Annotated in this window: 13 protein-coding genes; 5 read left to right on the plus strand and 8 right to left on the minus strand. The window is 62.8% G+C overall.

Annotated elements, in window-relative coordinates:
• Nucleotides 1-15: 15 nt before the first annotated feature.
• The 6 genes from rlmH to obgE form a co-directional block, all read right to left on the minus strand.
• Nucleotides 16-498, minus strand: a complete 483-nt coding sequence (gene rlmH / locus V1279_RS36565) for a 23S rRNA (pseudouridine(1915)-N(3))-methyltransferase RlmH (protein WP_334445734.1) — start codon at nt 496-498, stop codon at nt 16-18.
• Between the two features lie 106 nt (nt 499-604).
• Entirely contained in the window at nt 605-958 is a 354-nt protein-coding gene (gene rsfS / locus V1279_RS36570) for a ribosome silencing factor (RefSeq protein ID WP_334391453.1), read from the minus strand.
• A 218-nt stretch (nt 959-1,176) separates the two neighbouring features.
• On the minus strand, nt 1,177-1,806 hold the full coding sequence (locus tag V1279_RS36575) for a nicotinate-nucleotide adenylyltransferase (RefSeq protein WP_334445736.1): 630 nt from the start codon (nt 1,804-1,806) through the stop codon (nt 1,177-1,179).
• A 31-nt stretch (nt 1,807-1,837) separates the two neighbouring features.
• On the minus strand, nt 1,838-3,130 hold the full coding sequence (locus tag V1279_RS36580) for a glutamate-5-semialdehyde dehydrogenase (RefSeq protein WP_334445737.1): 1,293 nt from the start codon (nt 3,128-3,130) through the stop codon (nt 1,838-1,840).
• Nucleotides 3,131-3,245: 115 nt separating this feature from the next.
• On the minus strand, nt 3,246-4,388 hold the full coding sequence (gene proB / locus V1279_RS36585; RefSeq protein WP_334445739.1) for a glutamate 5-kinase: 1,143 nt from the start codon (nt 4,386-4,388) through the stop codon (nt 3,246-3,248).
• Nucleotides 4,389-4,481: 93 nt separating this feature from the next.
• Entirely contained in the window at nt 4,482-5,534 is a 1,053-nt protein-coding gene (gene obgE / locus V1279_RS36590) for a GTPase ObgE (protein WP_334445741.1), read from the minus strand.
• 329 nt (nt 5,535-5,863) lie between these two features.
• Here obgE and V1279_RS36595 point away from each other — a divergent pair, with 329 nt between their 5' ends.
• The 4 genes from V1279_RS36595 (at nt 5,864) to V1279_RS36610 (ending at nt 9,098) form a co-directional block, all read left to right on the plus strand.
• Nucleotides 5,864-7,387 carry a serine hydrolase domain-containing protein gene (locus V1279_RS36595; RefSeq protein WP_334445743.1) on the plus strand — a complete coding sequence of 508 codons (1,524 nt, stop codon included), beginning with the start codon at nt 5,864-5,866 and terminating at the stop codon, nt 7,385-7,387.
• A gap of 72 nt (nt 7,388-7,459) precedes the next feature.
• Entirely contained in the window at nt 7,460-8,524 is a 1,065-nt protein-coding gene (locus V1279_RS36600; protein WP_334445745.1) for a hypothetical protein, read from the plus strand.
• Nucleotides 8,525-8,637: 113 nt separating this feature from the next.
• Nucleotides 8,638-8,871 carry a hypothetical protein gene (locus V1279_RS36605; RefSeq protein ID WP_334445747.1) on the plus strand — a complete coding sequence of 78 codons (234 nt, stop codon included), beginning with the start codon at nt 8,638-8,640 and terminating at the stop codon, nt 8,869-8,871.
• Complete coding sequence (locus V1279_RS36610; protein WP_334445749.1) at nt 8,868-9,098, plus strand: hypothetical protein; 231 nt, start codon at nt 8,868-8,870, stop codon at nt 9,096-9,098. Before V1279_RS36605 ends, V1279_RS36610 begins: the two co-directional genes overlap by 4 nt.
• Here the strand turns inward: V1279_RS36610 and V1279_RS36615 are convergent.
• Both V1279_RS36615 and V1279_RS36620 read right to left on the minus strand, forming a co-directional pair.
• Complete coding sequence (locus V1279_RS36615; RefSeq protein WP_334445751.1) at nt 9,095-12,454, minus strand: AAA family ATPase; 3,360 nt, start codon at nt 12,452-12,454, stop codon at nt 9,095-9,097. The genes V1279_RS36610 and V1279_RS36615 overlap by 4 nt on opposite strands.
• A gap of 272 nt (nt 12,455-12,726) precedes the next feature.
• On the minus strand, nt 12,727-13,206 hold the full coding sequence (locus tag V1279_RS36620; protein ID WP_334445756.1) for a MaoC family dehydratase: 480 nt from the start codon (nt 13,204-13,206) through the stop codon (nt 12,727-12,729).
• Between the two features lie 189 nt (nt 13,207-13,395).
• On the opposite strand from V1279_RS36620, the gene V1279_RS36625 reads away from it, so the two are divergent.
• Entirely contained in the window at nt 13,396-14,310 is a 915-nt protein-coding gene (locus V1279_RS36625; RefSeq protein ID WP_334445757.1) for a DMT family transporter, read from the plus strand.
• Nucleotides 14,311-14,360 lie beyond the last annotated feature (50 nt).

A 14,360-nucleotide genomic window follows, 5' to 3' on the forward strand; every position in this document is an offset into this window, starting at 1 on the left:
TTCACGCCACCGTGCCTACACACGATGGTAGGGGTGGCCGGCCAGAATGGTCGCGGCCCGATAAATCTGTTCAAGGAGCATGATACGCACCATTTGATGCGGCCAGGTCGCCGAGCCGAATGCAATGCGCATTTTAGCCTTGCGCTGCAAATCAGGCGAAAGTCCGTCCGCGCCGCCGATTGCGAAAATAGTATTGGCCATCCCCTCATCCCGCCACTGGCCGAGATGCCGGGCGAAGGTCGCGCTATCGATGCTCTTGCCGTGCTCGTCCAGCGCCACCAGCACGGATTTCTCCGGTATCGCCGCCGCAATCGCCGCGGCTTCCTCCGATATCCGGGTCGCGGTGTCGCGCGCGCGGCTTTCGGGAATTTCATGGATCGTGAGGCCGCGAAAGCCGAGCTTGCGGCCGATGTCCTCGAAGCGCTCGCGATAGCGTTCGGCCAGTTCCTGCTCCGGGCCCTGTTTCAGCCGGCCGATTGAAACCACGACAAGGCGCATGAATGCTGTTTCTGGCGTGTTCCGGCGTGCACTTTCCGGCACGCGCGCTTTTAAGCGCGCGCAAGCAGGTTACATGCGCTTTAGCCGATTCGCATCGGCCGAGAGTTCAGATCGCTGCCGCCGCCGGGTTTTGCGCCCACAACCTTTCGAGATTGTAGAATTCGCGGACCTCGGGCCTGAACACGTGCACGACCACATCGCCGGAATCGATCAGCACCCAGTCGCAATTGGGCAAGCCCTCGACATGGATGTTCTTGATGCCGTTTTCCTTCAGGGCTTTCGTGACGTTTTCCGCGATCGCGCCGACATGCCGGTTGGCCCGGCCCGTGGTGACGATCATGTAGTCGGAAAAGGCGGATTTGCCGCGAAGGTCGATGGTGATCGTTTCTTCCGCCTTCATATCGTCGAGGCGGGAGAGGATCATATTCAGCGTCTTGTCGGCGTCGGGTTGCGCCTTCAAGGCCGCAGCTTGTGTCGATGTTTTACGCGCGGTCTTGGCAGATTTGCTGGAAACCTTGGGTAAAACAGACTTGGACTTGGACAATACAGATGTGGCCAGGGACCATTCCTTTCACTGTATCGCGAACGCCGAATCCCGGCGTCGCGGACCATATTAGGCATGTGGGGTTAATGGTTTCAATATTCCAGTGAGCCCACGTGCCGGTTCGAACCAAACTGTCACTTCTTTACCTTCCAGCTCCCGTCGGAGTTCCGAAGGCCCGTCGACGACAGGTTCAGCTTCATGCCGGTGAGGAAAACCCAGGCGGGCGCCTGCTGATCGGCTAGCCGGGCCGCCTGGTTCTCAGGCACGCGGTAGCGCGCCAGCGCCTGGGCGGCGGGGGCTGCAAGCGCCCGGAAACTCTGCGGCGGACGGTCGATCACGGCGATCGGCACCTCGGAGGCGATGCGCCGCCAGTCCTTCCAGCGATGGAACTGCGCGAGATTGTCAGCGCCCATGATCCAGACGAAACGCACGCCGGGAACGCGGCGGCGCAAATGAATGATCGTATCGACAGTGTACTTGGTGCCGATGACAGCTTCGAGACAGCTGATATCGATGCGCGGATCGTCGGCGACATCGAGCGCGGCGCCCGCGCGTTCGGAAATTCCGTGCAGCCGGCCGGTATCCTTCAGCGGATTGCCCGGCGTCAGCAGCCACCAGACGCGATCAAGCTTCAGGCGCTTCAGCGCAAACAGGCTGATGGCGCGATGCGCCGCGTGCGGCGGATTGAACGAGCCGCCGAGCAGGCCTATGCGCATGCCCTTGGTATGGAAGGGGATGGCTTGCGCGGCGGATTGCAATTGCATCAGCCGGGTCACCGCGTGCACGGGCTAGCGTTCACGGCCGCGTCTGCCCGGTGCCGCGAACGCGATATTTGAAGCTCGTCAGTTGCTCGGCGCCAACAGGGCCGCGGGCGTGGAATTTGCCGGTGGCAATCCCGATCTCCGCGCCAAAGCCGAACTCGCCGCCGTCGGCGAACTGCGTCGATGCGTTGTGCAGCACGATCGCCGAATCCACCTCGCTGAGGAATTTCTCGGCGGCCTTTATATCCTCGGCCACGATCGCATCGGTGTGGCGCGAGCCGTGATTCTGGATATGCGCGATCGCAGCATCCACGCCGTCGACGACACGCGCGGCGATGATGGCGTCGAGATACTCGGTGTCCCAGTCGTCGTCGGTTGCCGGCTTCACCCGCGCGTCGATCTTCTGCACGGCGTCATCGCCGCGCACCTCGCAGCCGGATTCGATCAGCATCTCGACCAGCGGCTTCAAATTCGTCGCCGCAGCAGCACGATCGACCAGCAGGGTCTCGGCAGCACCGCAGACGCCGGTACGGCGCATCTTGGCGTTCAGCACGATCGACTTGGCCATGTCGAGCTTGGCGCTGCCGTCGACATAGATGTGGTTGACGCCTTCGAGATGCGCAAACACCGGCACCCGCGCCTCCGCCTCGACGCGCGCGACCAGGCTCTTGCCGCCGCGCGGCACGATCACGTCGATACCGCCACCTAGTCCTCCAAGCATCAGTCCGACGGCCGCACGGTCGCGCGTCGGCACCAGCGTGATTGCGGCCTCGGGAAGACCCGCCTCGCGCAGGCCTTGCACCAGGCAGTCATGGATCGCGCGGCAGGAGCGGAAGCTGTCGGAGCCGCCGCGCAGGATCACGGCATTGCCGGACTTCAGGCACAGCACGCCGGCATCAGCGGCGACGTTGGGACGGCTTTCGAAGATCACGCCGATCACCCCGAGCGGCACGCGCACGCGCTCGATGGTCATGCCGTTCGGCCGCTGCCAGCTTTCGGTAACGGTGCCGACCGGATCGGGAATGGCGCGCACCGTGGCTACGCCGTCAGCCATGGAATCGATCCGGGCTGGCGTCAGCGCCAGGCGGTCGATGAAGGCCGACGTCGCCCCACCGGCGCGTACTTCCGCAACGTCCTCGGCATTGGCCGTGAGGATCTTTGCAGCGTTGGCGCGGATCGCCCGCTCGATCGCCTCCAGCGCGCGATCCTTCTGCTCCGGCGGCGCCAGCGCCAGCACCCGCGCGGCGGCGCGCGCTTGGGTAGCGAGGTCGGTCATCAAAGCGGGCAGATCGGCAGTGCCGTCGATTGCCTTGAGCGGCGCGGTCATGGGAGGCTCGTGTCTTGATTAAGGCCATGTCCTAGCACGGAAATCCCGCTTTTGCGAGGTCCGGAACCAACATGGCTGGCTGGCGATATCGGAAACAGGCAGCTCGGCCAATGGCCTACTTGGCCGGAATGGCCCCGGCCGGGCCCACCACCAGATCATCCCGGTGGATCATCTCCGCCCGGCCCGAGATGCCGAGGATTGCCATCACGTCCGGCGATGAGCGCCCCTTGATCTTTTCGGCATCCTCGGCGTCGTAGGCGACGAGGCCACGGCCGATCTCGTGGGTGTCGGGGCCGCGCACCACCACCGCGTCGCCACGGGCGAACTGGCCGTCGATCCGGATCACGCCGGCCGGCAGCAGGCTTTTGCCGGCGCGCAGCGCCGCGACCGCGCCGGCATCGATGGTTAGCGTGCCCTTCGGCTCCAGCGAGCCTGCGATCCAGCGCTTTCGTGCGGTGACGGGATTGGCCGGCGTCAGGAACCAGGTGCAGCGCCCGCCATCGGCGATCGCCTGCAATGGATGCTCGATCTTGCCGGAGGCGATCAGCATATGCGTGCCTGACGTCGTCGCGATCTTCGCCGCCTCGATCTTGGTGAACATGCCGCCGCGCGACAATTCGGATCCGGCCGCGCCCGCCATGCCTTCGATCTCCGAGGTAACGGACTCGACGATCGGAATCAGCTTTGCGTTGGGATTGGCGCCGGGTGGCGCGTCATAAAGCCCGTCGATATCGGACAACAGGATCAGCAGATCGGCGCTCGCCATGGTGGCGACGCGCGCGGCGAGGCGATCATTGTCGCCATAGCGGATTTCGTTGGTGGCTACCGTGTCGTTCTCGTTGATCACGGGCACTGCGCGCCATTCCAAAAGCTTGGCGATGGTCGAGCGGGCGTTGAGATAGCGGCGGCGCTCCTCGGTGTCCTGCAGTGTCACCAAAATCTGCCCGGCGCCAATGCCGTGAGCCCCAAGAACTTCCGACCAGATTCGCGCCAGCGCGATCTGTCCGACGGCGGCGGCGCCCTGGCTTTCCTCGAGCTTCAGCGGGCCGCGCGGCAATTTCAGACGGCTGCGGCCGAGCGCAATCGAACCGGATGAGACCACCAGAACGTCGCGGCCTTCGTCGTGCAGCTTGGCGATATCGGCTGCCAGCGCCGACAGCCACGCCGAGCGGACCTCGCCCGCATTGGAGTCGATCAGGAGCGAGGAGCCGACCTTGACGACGATGCGGCGAAAGTTTTTGAGCGCGGGGCGTTTCATGGATGCGGTCGAATGATCGGGATTGTCGGGAAGCAATACGCGCCAGCTCCCTGATTTGGAAGTGGCGCGGCCGCGGGAGCGCTTAAGTTTGCATCAGCCCTGCGGCGGCGTCGCCGGCGTCCACGGGTCCTGGCTGCCCTTGGCCTTGAGCGAAACCGGGGCCTCGCCGATCACTTCGACCAGCGCCTTGAGCGCTTCCGGCACGCCTTCGCCGGTCGCAGCCGAGACCAGCAGCGGCGTCTTTTTCGCGGCGCGTTTCAGCCGGTCCTTCTGCTTCTTCAATTCATCCGGCGCAACCGCGTCGATCTTGTTCAGCGCGACGATCTCGATCTTGTCGGTGAGGTGACCCTCATAGGCCTCGAGCTCGGTCCGCACCGTCTTGTAGGCCTTGCCGGCGTGTTCGCAGGTCGCATCGATCAGGTGCAGCAGCACGCGGCAGCGCTCGACATGGCCGAGGAATCGATCGCCAAGACCGGCGCCTTCATGCGCGCCCTCGATCAGGCCGGGAATGTCGGCGAGCACGAATTCGCGGCCCTGCGCGTTCACAACGCCGAGCTGCGGATGCAGCGTCGTGAAGGGATAGTCGGCGATCTTCGGCTTCGCCGCGCTGACGACGGAGAGGAAGGTCGACTTGCCGGCATTGGGCAGGCCGACGAGGCCGGCGTCGGCGATCAGCTTCAGCCTGAGCCAGATCCAGCGCTCCTCGCCTTCCTGGCCGGGATTGGCGTTGCGCGGCGTGCGGTTGGTGGAGGATTTGAAATGCGCGTTGCCGAAGCCGCCATTGCCACCCTCGGCGAGCACGAATTTTTCGCCGAGCTCGGTGAAGTCATGGATCAGCGTTTCGCGATCCTCATCGAAAATCTGGGTGCCGACCGGCACCTTCAGCACGATCGATTTGCCGTTGGCGCCGTGGCGGTCCTTGCCCATGCCATTGGTGCCCTTCGGCGCCTTGAAGTGCTGCTGGTAGCGATAGTCGATCAGCGTGTTCAGCCCGTCGACGACCTCGACGATGACATCGCCGCCACGGCCTCCATTGCCGCCGGAGGGCCCGCCGAACTCGATGAACTTCTCGCGGCGGAACGCCACGCAGCCGTTACCGCCGTCGCCGGAGCGAATATAGACCTTTGCCTCGTCAAGGAATTTCATGGCTGACAGGTAAGGCAGCAAGCCCGCTGCGGCAACCCTCCCAGGGGCCGAAATGGGCGAAAAGGATTAACTTTGGCCCCGCCATGATCGACCGCGGCTGCAGATCGCCGCTTCGCAACAAGACGGACGGCTCGTTTGCGCTTCAACTGTGGGCTGCTTCACAACCGGTCCGCAGCCGCCGCTGCAGAATGCATGGCAGCGTTGGCACGCCCCTTCAGACGGTCTAGATTTCGGCCGGGACCTGACCCCTGCATCGCTGGTATCTCATCGAGGCAGGTCCTCCCCGCAGATAGGCGCGGCGCAACCCTTCATCACGAGGAGTATGTGCAATGAAAACTGCGAAAAAAAAGCCCCCCAAGAAGACCGTCAAGAAGCCTGTCAAGAAGACAAAGCTCAAAGCTCTCATCAGGAAGAAACCTTCCATCAGCTCGAAGAAATCTTCCCTCAGTAGTCAGGTCGACGACATCTTCGAGGTCTGGAATAGAAACGATTCTCCCGGCATGGCGATCGCCGTGCGCCACAATGGCACCGTCGTTCACCGCCGTGGCTACGGCAGGGCGGATTTCGACCACCAAATTGATAACTCACACGACACCGTCTTCCACGCTGCGTCGCTAACCAAGCAATTCACGGCGATGGCGATCATGATGCTGATCAACGACCCGAGCCTTGGGAACCCGGCGATCACGCCGATTACCCTCAACACCAACGTGAACACGGGTACGAACCCACTCATTCCCGAACTTGCCGGCATAACCCAGCCGATCACTATCGGGCAGCTGCTTCATCACACCAGCGGGATCAGGGACCAGTGGGTGCTCGCCACGATGGCGGGTTGGCGCCTGTCGGACGACGTGGTGACCCGGGACGACGTCATGAACCGGTTCGTAGGATTGTCGACATCGCTGAACTTCCCGCCCGGCAGCAAGTATTCGTACAGCAACACCAACTATACGATCGCCGGGGAGATCGTCAAAAAGGTCTCCGGGCTCTCGCTGTCGGCCTTTTGCAAACAACATATCTTCGACCCGCTCGGCATGACCAAGACGCAGATCATCGAAACCCACGGCACGATCGTCGACGATCGCGCCTATGGCTATCGGGTCCCGACGCCCCCATTGGGTTGGGAGATACGGATGCCGAACTATGATCTCAGCGGTCCGACCAACCTGCAGACCACCGTTGACGACCTCATGCGCTGGGACGCCAACTTCGACACAATGACCGTCGGCGGCGCAGCCGCGCTGACGGAGATGCAAACGCCGGGGCTCGGGGGCTACGGGCTCGGATTGTTCATTTCGCAGCAGGGCAGCATCAAGGTCGTCGAACACAATGGCCGGGATGCCGGATATCGCTCGCACCTAATTCGCGTTCCGAACCAAAATCTCTCGATTGCGCTGCTCTGCAATGTGGCTTTGCCGAACGTGCGGACACCAGCAGCCCAGACATGGACTCTGGTGCGTGACGTGGCCGCACTCTATCTCGGTGCAACGTTGTTGCCCCTGCCGCCGCAAGCGCCGCTCCCGGGCGCCACGCCCGGGCCCACGCCGTCAAATCCGGACGAATTCACTGGCCAATTCCACAGTGACGAACTCGACGTCACCTACACCCTGAGCCTGAACGGAACGGCTGTCCAGGTCACACGCGAAAAATACGCTACGGTCACTCTGTCCCCGCTCATCGACGCCGACACGTTCAAGACGATGCCGCCGCCGATGCCGGCATTCAGCAACGTGCTTCCCAAGGTGAAGTTCACGTTTTATCGCGAGCAGGGACAGATCGCCGGTTTCTTCATGGATGACATCTCGGGACAAGATCAACTCAGCAACTTCAAATTCAGGAAGATGCCTTAGAGTGGATCCAGCACGGCGGGGGCCGCCACGCCGGGGTCGGCGGACGCGCCGCTTCGCTCACGGGGGGACTGGATGAAAAAACGCGTCGTTCGCGCGCTGGTTACCGGCGCGGGCACAGGTTCAAGCGCAAACCTGATCCGTGCGCTTCGGGCCATGTCGCCCAAACCGCATGTGGTCGGCGTGAACCACGATCGGTTTTTTCTGAGATTGTCGATCGCCGACGCCAACTATCTCACCCCGGACCCCGACGGGGGCGAATTCACCGACGCGCTCCTGGAGATCATCAGGCGGGAGCGGATCGACGTCGTCATGGCGACCAACGACAACGTCGTCAAAGTGCTTTCCGATCACCGCCGCCGCTACAAGATCGATCTGCTGCTCCCCCGCCGCGAGACGATCGACCTGTGCCAGGACAAGTATGCGCTGACCGAGTTTCTGCGGCGCAGGAATGTTCCGGTCCCGCGCACATTTGAGCTCAAGTCGCTTCGTAGCCTGAATGGCATCTTTGCGAGGTTCTCGAATGAAGGCCTGCTCTGGTGCCGCACCCGCCGCGGCTCGCGGTCGCTCGGCGCCACGCCCGTCGCCAATATCGCGCAGGCGCGGTCCTGGATTACGCAATGGCGGGACTTGCGGGGTGTGAAGGTTTCCGACTTTACGCTGGCCGAGTACCTGCCCGGGCGGCACTTCATGGTTCACAGCCTGTGGTACAAGGGCACCATGCTGCGAACCCAGGCGGTCGAGGTGCTCAGCTATTTCGCGGCCGGCAACAACCCGAGCGGCATCTTCTCGATGTGCTCGCTGGCCAAGACCGTTGCAGCGCCGGAGGCCGTCAAGGTTACCCTGAGGGCGGTCGAGGCACTGGAAAAGGCGCCTACGGGCGCCTTTTTCGTCGAGCTGAAAGAGGACGCAGACGGCGTGCCTGCGATTACCGAGATCAACGCCGGGCGCTTTCCCTCAGGCGTGACGGCGCTGCTGGCGGTCGGCAGGGACAACATGGTGGCGTCGTTTGCCGCGGCCGCGGCCGGCGAAAAGGTCAGCGTGGCTGCCGAACCCCATGGATCGGCTGCCGAATACTACATGGTGCGCGATATCGATGCGGTTCCAGCGGTCTTTCCTGCGGAAGAGCTTCTGGAATAGGCCGTGCAGGGGGTTCTGCGGGACGTTAAAGCCGGACTTGTCGCAGTCGCGATTTGATGTAAAGTTGGTTCCATACTCGCGTTCATTGAGCCCAAAATCATGGAAGTGCATCGATGAGTGGTGGATATATCTATCCTCAAGAGGAAGGCGAGCACCAGGTCGTTATTTTCACTTTTATCGGCCCGGTTACCCCCGAGCAGGCCACGCAGTGGAATAAACGGGTGCTCGAGCTCAAGAACATGTTTGTGAATAGGAAAGTACGTAGCTATTTGGCGGGTGTCACCGTCAAGGGTGAACGGACACCGGAAGAACTGCTTCCCTCGAAGAAGAAAAAGAAGAAGAAATGACCGCTTCGAAAACGAAGCAGTCTCCGTCGCGTCGAGCGGCCAAAGCAAAATCTCCCGTCCCATTTGAATTGCGCGTTGCCCTCAAGGGCGACAAGCAGTTGACCGAGAACGTGATCGTCGAGGTGCTCGCTGCAGCCCGCCGTCTCGGGCTCGCAGCTCCCGATGTACAGGTCTTGCGCAAGCCGAGGGTCGGTCCAAAGCGGATTGCGAAGCGCAAGTCCCGCTAGGCTGTTTCCGCCACGGCGCCGCCGGATGGCGGGAACCACGGCTTCATGCCGAGCTGGCTAAGAAGCTTCTCGCCGCGATCGCGGAACTCGTTCGCCTCCGCCTGCAGCCCGTGCCGGCCGTAGAGGTCCGCACGGGTGAGGTGACAGTGCGCCAGCAGCGGCAACAGATCGAGTTCGCCGGAAATGGCGCTCGCGTTCTCGATCATTCTCTCGCCGGCTTCAAGATCGTCAGCGCGCGCGGCGTGGATCGTCGCCGCCAGCCAGCAGGCGTGGGCTTCTGCCGCGCGTTCGCCGAGGCTCCTCGTCCGCTCCAGCAGGTCGGTCAGCGTCTTCAGCGCCTTGTCGAATTCGCCGGCAAGCACCAGCGCTTCGACATAGGCGATGAGCGTAAGCGATCGCGTGATCTGGGGTTCGGCAATCTCGTCGAGCGAGACGGCTTTCTCCAGTAACGCAATCCCCTCCCGGACCTGCCCGAGCCGGGCCATCGTCCGGCCAAGGCCGGCCATGATTCGCGAGGCATAGGCGTCCAGGTCATGGGTGGCACAGACGTCGAGCAGGCGGTTGAAAACCAGGATGGCGGCTCCGCCGTCTCCCTTGTGGAGGGCGATAGATCCGATGCTCCAATAGGCCCACATGACCGAATCCGGCTGCCCGACGGCGTCCGCCCGGCGCGCCGCCTCGGCAGCACAGGCTTCCGCCTTATCGAATTCGCCGACGACGGCGAGACAGATCGAAAGGTGGCTTCGGGCAAATGCAGCGGGCAGGACGGGGAGGCCGTGAAAGTCGTCCGACGGCTTGCCGTCGAGCATGGCCAGAATCCCTTCGAACGATTCGATGGCCGCACGGAATTCGCCGCGGGCCTGTCTGGCGCGCGCCATGTACATCTTCGTCGCGAGCTGCAGCCGCTCGTTGTCCCCGGCGAGGCTCAAGGCCCGCTCGCCCGTCGCCAGCGCCTCTGCGTACCGAGCCTTCAGGACAAGACAATTGGCGGTAAAGGAATGAATCCGTCCGAGCCTGGCGCTGTCCTCGAGCTGTGCGGCAATCTGTTCAGCCGCATTGAGGCAATCAAGCGTTTGCTGGACGCGCCCCAACGGCGTCAACGCATGCCGCAAGTCGATGCGCAAATCGATCGCCAGCGTGGGCCGCTCGTCCGACGGCAAATGCTCGACGGCGATAAGCGCACCTTCGAGATGCTGAACCGCAGCGCGGTTTGCTGCACGGGCGACTTCCCGCGCGGCGGCGACCTGGAGATGAACGACCGCCCGGTCCCATGCCTGGGCGCGAACGGCATGGAAGGCCAGCCAGTCGGATTTTTCGATCAGCCGATCGGCATATACCTGCTCACCGGCAATCAGGCTCGCGGTATGGAGCGTGCGGCGCCGGTCCGCCGAAAGCATCCGGTAGGCTGCATCGTGAACCAGCGCGTGCTTGAACCTGTATTCGATGTCCGGAAACAGGTTTGTCTCGTAGAGAAATTCGGCATCCTGGAGTCGCTTTAGCGCCTCGCGCAGCTGATCCGGGCGCAAGTGTGCCACGGCCTGCAGGATGCTGAGAGGCACTTCATATCCAATGACGGCCGCGGCCTGCAGCAGGCGCTTGTCAACGAGAGATAGCCTGTCGATGCGCGAGGTCAGCAGGGCTTCGATCGTCTGGGGTATCTTGAGCTCGACGATCGACGTTGTGGTGTGATAGTCGGCGCGCTTGCCGTTGAGCACGCCGGTCTCGACGAGAGACCGCACGCTCTCCTCCAGGAACAACGGTGTCCCGCCCGTTTTCTCGATGAGGATTTCCTTGAGCTGTCCCAGCGCCTCGTCGAGGCCGATCAGCGCGTCGAGCAATTCGCTCGCGATGTCGTGCTGGAGGGGGTTGACCCGGACCTGGGTGAAATAGGACTTGCCGGTCCAACCGTGATGAAATTCGGGCCTGAAGCTGACCAGGAGCATGATCCGCGCACCCGGAAGACCGTCGACGAGGCCGTCGATAAGGGCCATCGTTTCCTGGTCGATCGAGTGCAGGTCCTCGAGAACGAGCAGGAGCGGCCGTACTTCGCTCTCGCGGAACAACAGCCGTTTGACGGCTTCGAGGATTCGCTGCCCGCGCTGCGGCCGGTCCGAGGGGGACGACTGCGCGTCGTCGGGCGAAGGATCGAGCAACAGGAGCAGTGCCGGCAGCCCCGGCAGCAGCGCTTCATCCAGGCTCATGAGCTTGGTGGTGACTTTCTCGCGAATGGTCTGCGAATCGTCGGACGTGGTGAGCTGGAAATAGCTCCTGAGGAATTCCGTAACCGGCAGGTAGCTGGTGGCCGAGCCGTAGGAGCGCGCGCCGGCTTCGAGGACGTGCCAGGAATCCAGGTAGGGCGCGCGTGTGAATTCGTGGATGAGACGAGACTTGCCGACACCCGGCTCGCCAACCAGTGCCACGATCTGGCCATGACGCGCATAAGCGAGGTCAAGCGCATGCCGCAACTGCTTGATCTCGTCGTCGCGTCCGACGAAGCGCGTCAATCCGTGCCGCGCCAGCGCCTGAAGTCTCGAAACGGCAACGGCACCCAGCAATTCGTAAGACAGCACGGGCGCGCTCAGCCCCTTGACGAGCATCGGGCCGAGCGACCTGGTCATGACATAGCCTTGCGCCAAATGCAGCGTCTGTGACGACATCAGAATCGTGCCCGGAACGGCCATCTGCTCCATGCGCGCGGCCAGATGTACGGCCTGGCCGTGAGCGGAGTAGTTCATGTGCAACTCGCTGCCCAGCGAACGCACGACGACTTCGCCCGAGTTCAGTCCGACGCGTACGAGCAGCGGGACTCCTCTGGTCCGGCGCACCTCCTCCGCGTACTTCCGGATCAACTCCTGCATTTTGAGCGCGGCAAAACAGGCCCGGACGGCGTGGTCCTCATAAGCGATCGGGGCCCCGAAAAGCGCCTGGATTCCGTCGCCCATCACCTGGTTGATCGTGCCCTCGTAGCGTCCGACAGCTTCCATCATCCGTTCGAGAACGGGGTCAAGCAGCGAGCGGGCATCCTCGGGATCAAGCTCGGCGATATACTCGGTCGATCCCTTCATGTCCGAGCACAGCACGGTCACCTGCTTCCGCTCGCCCTCCTGAGACGTTTCGGATCCGAAGATGCTCTGGGCCAGGTGACTGGGCGCGTGAAAGAATGGCGATGCCGAAATGAGGGGGGCTGCATGTCTCGGCGCGACGACAGGAATGGACGCGCCGCAATTATCGCAAAACTTGCTTTCGGGGCGCAAATGGCTGCCGCAAGTCGCGCAGGCGATGCCGAACGCCATGCCGCACTCCCGGCAGAACTTTGCCTCGTCGCGATTCTCTTGCTGGCATCGTGGACACTGCATGCATAGACCTTCAGCAGGACGGGCCGCCCCGAATATGGGCGGAGGCGTTGCTGGCCAAGACTCCTACACAGGGCGAGCAACGGTTGTTCACCCGAAGAATACCATGCAACCGACGGTCCTGTTGCATCCGCCCACGAAGATATTTCCGCGTGGTTTGTGAACCACTTCACGAATGAAGTGCCGCCTCAGATAGTATGATGCGTAGGGATGGTCCGGCAAAGCGCGGGGGTGCCGAGAGATCGGGCGCCACGCGACTGGGACGGCTTGTTCGTCTATTCCGGCCGCTTCCGAATCAAGAACTTCTGCGTCCCCTCCAGCACCAGCTCGCGGCGCTGGTTGAACACGGTCGAGCGCAACGTCACCACGCCGGTCGTGCGGCCGGGGACGAGTTCGGTCACTTCGAGCGCGGGATAGATGGTGTCGCCGGCATAGACCGGCTTCAGGAACTTGCTCGACTGCTCGAGGAATCCGACCAGCGATTCCTCGACGATGTAGGGGAATAGCCCGGCGCCAGGAGCGGTGTGCACCAGGGTCTGGAACCCATGCGCGAGCAGGTCCGGCATGCCGCGGGCACGGCAATATTCGACGTCGTAGTGGATCGGATGGGTGTCGCCGCTCGCGGTCTGGAACGCAGCGAACACTGCCGAGGTCTGGGTCCGGCTCGGGATCACGAAGCGTTCGCCGAGCACGAAATCCTCGAACCAGCGTTGTTGCGGCACCATGCGGTGCGCGGCGGGATCGAAGCCGGTCATGCCTGATTTCCCTGCGATGTCTTGCCGTTAGTCCACGGCGTGCCGGTATCTCACCGATATGGCTGCGACAATCGGTTCAATTCGTCGTGCCCGGGCGATAGCGCGAAGCGCGTCTTCGCGCTAGATGTCCCGGACAGCCGCGTCTTCAAAACAGCCGCGCAAGAACAATAGGCGGTCCCCAATCTCCCAATGAGCCTGTTCGCCAAGATCTCCACCTATGACGAGCGTTCCGCGCGGCTGGCCGGCATCGGCTTGATGCTGCTGTCGATCTTCATGTTCTCGTTCGGTGATGCGCTCGGAAAATTCATGGTCGCGACCTATTCGGTCGGGCAGTTGCTGTGGCTGCGCGCCTGCGCGGCCCTGCTCGTGCTGTTGCCGGTGATCTGGAAGCAGCGCGCCGAATTTTCCCGCATCGAACGGCCGTGGCTGCAACTGCTTCGCGTCGTGCTCTCGACGCTCGAAGTCGCAGCCTTCTTCCTCGCCACCGTCTATCTGCCGCTCGCGGACGTCATCACCTATTATCTGGCCTCGCCGATCTTCGTCACCGCGTTGTCGGGTATCGTGCTCGGCGAGCACGTCGGCTGGCGGCGCTGGACCGCGATCCTGATCGGATTCTGCGGGGTCTTGATTGCATTGCGCCCGTCCACGCAAACCGTGAGCTGGCCTGCGATGATCGCGCTCGGCGGCAGCCTGTCGTTTGCGTTCCTGATGCTGATCACGCGCTCGCTGCGGGCGACGCCGGATATTGTGCTGACCACAACGCAATTCGGCGGCACGTTTCTGCTCGGCGCGCTGATGTCACCGATTGGCTGGGTGACTCCGACTATCGGCAGTCTCGGCCTGTTTGCCGTAGCGGGAGTTACTTCGGTCGTCGCGCTGCTGTGCATCAACCGTTCGCTGAAACTGGCGCCGGCCAGCGTTGTGGTTCCCTATCAATATTCGATGATCGTATGGGCGGTGATCTTCGGCTTTGTCGTATGGGGTGACGTGCCGTCGATCTCGACCCTGATCGGTGCAGTCATCATCATCGGCGCGGGCTTCTATATCTTCATGCGCGAACAGCAGCTCGGCCGTGAGGAAACGGTGGTCAATCCGCCGGCGTAGATAATCATTGTCGTCCCTGCGTTCAGGGACGACGGCTGTGTTGCGGTGGT

Source organism: Bradyrhizobium sp. AZCC 1610 (assembly GCF_036924515.1).
GTDB lineage: Bacteria > Pseudomonadota > Alphaproteobacteria > Rhizobiales > Xanthobacteraceae > Bradyrhizobium.

Excerpts from the sequence above, each read along its gene's own strand:
- V1279_RS36620 (WP_334445756.1), bottom strand. The coding sequence starts at position 13,206 with ATGACCGGCTTCGATCCCGCCGCGCACCGCATGGTGCCGCAACAACGC.
- V1279_RS36605 (WP_334445747.1), top strand. The coding sequence starts at position 8,638 with ATGAGTGGTGGATATATCTATCCTCAAGAGGAAGGCGAGCACCAGGTC.
- V1279_RS36625 (WP_334445757.1), top strand. The coding sequence starts at position 13,396 with ATGAGCCTGTTCGCCAAGATCTCCACCTATGACGAGCGTTCCGCGCGG.
- obgE (WP_334445741.1), bottom strand. The coding sequence starts at position 5,534 with ATGAAATTCCTTGACGAGGCAAAGGTCTATATTCGCTCCGGCGACGGC.
- V1279_RS36610 (WP_334445749.1), top strand. The coding sequence starts at position 8,868 with ATGACCGCTTCGAAAACGAAGCAGTCTCCGTCGCGTCGAGCGGCCAAA.
- V1279_RS36595 (WP_334445743.1), top strand. The coding sequence starts at position 5,864 with ATGAAAACTGCGAAAAAAAAGCCCCCCAAGAAGACCGTCAAGAAGCCT.
- V1279_RS36580 (WP_334445737.1), bottom strand. The coding sequence starts at position 3,130 with ATGACCGCGCCGCTCAAGGCAATCGACGGCACTGCCGATCTGCCCGCT.
- V1279_RS36600 (WP_334445745.1), top strand. The coding sequence starts at position 7,460 with ATGAAAAAACGCGTCGTTCGCGCGCTGGTTACCGGCGCGGGCACAGGT.
- rlmH (WP_334445734.1), bottom strand. The coding sequence starts at position 498 with ATGCGCCTTGTCGTGGTTTCAATCGGCCGGCTGAAACAGGGCCCGGAG.
- proB (WP_334445739.1), bottom strand. The coding sequence starts at position 4,388 with ATGAAACGCCCCGCGCTCAAAAACTTTCGCCGCATCGTCGTCAAGGTC.
- V1279_RS36615 (WP_334445751.1), bottom strand. The coding sequence starts at position 12,454 with ATGCAGTGTCCACGATGCCAGCAAGAGAATCGCGACGAGGCAAAGTTC.
- V1279_RS36575 (WP_334445736.1), bottom strand. The coding sequence starts at position 1,806 with ATGCAATTGCAATCCGCCGCGCAAGCCATCCCCTTCCATACCAAGGGC.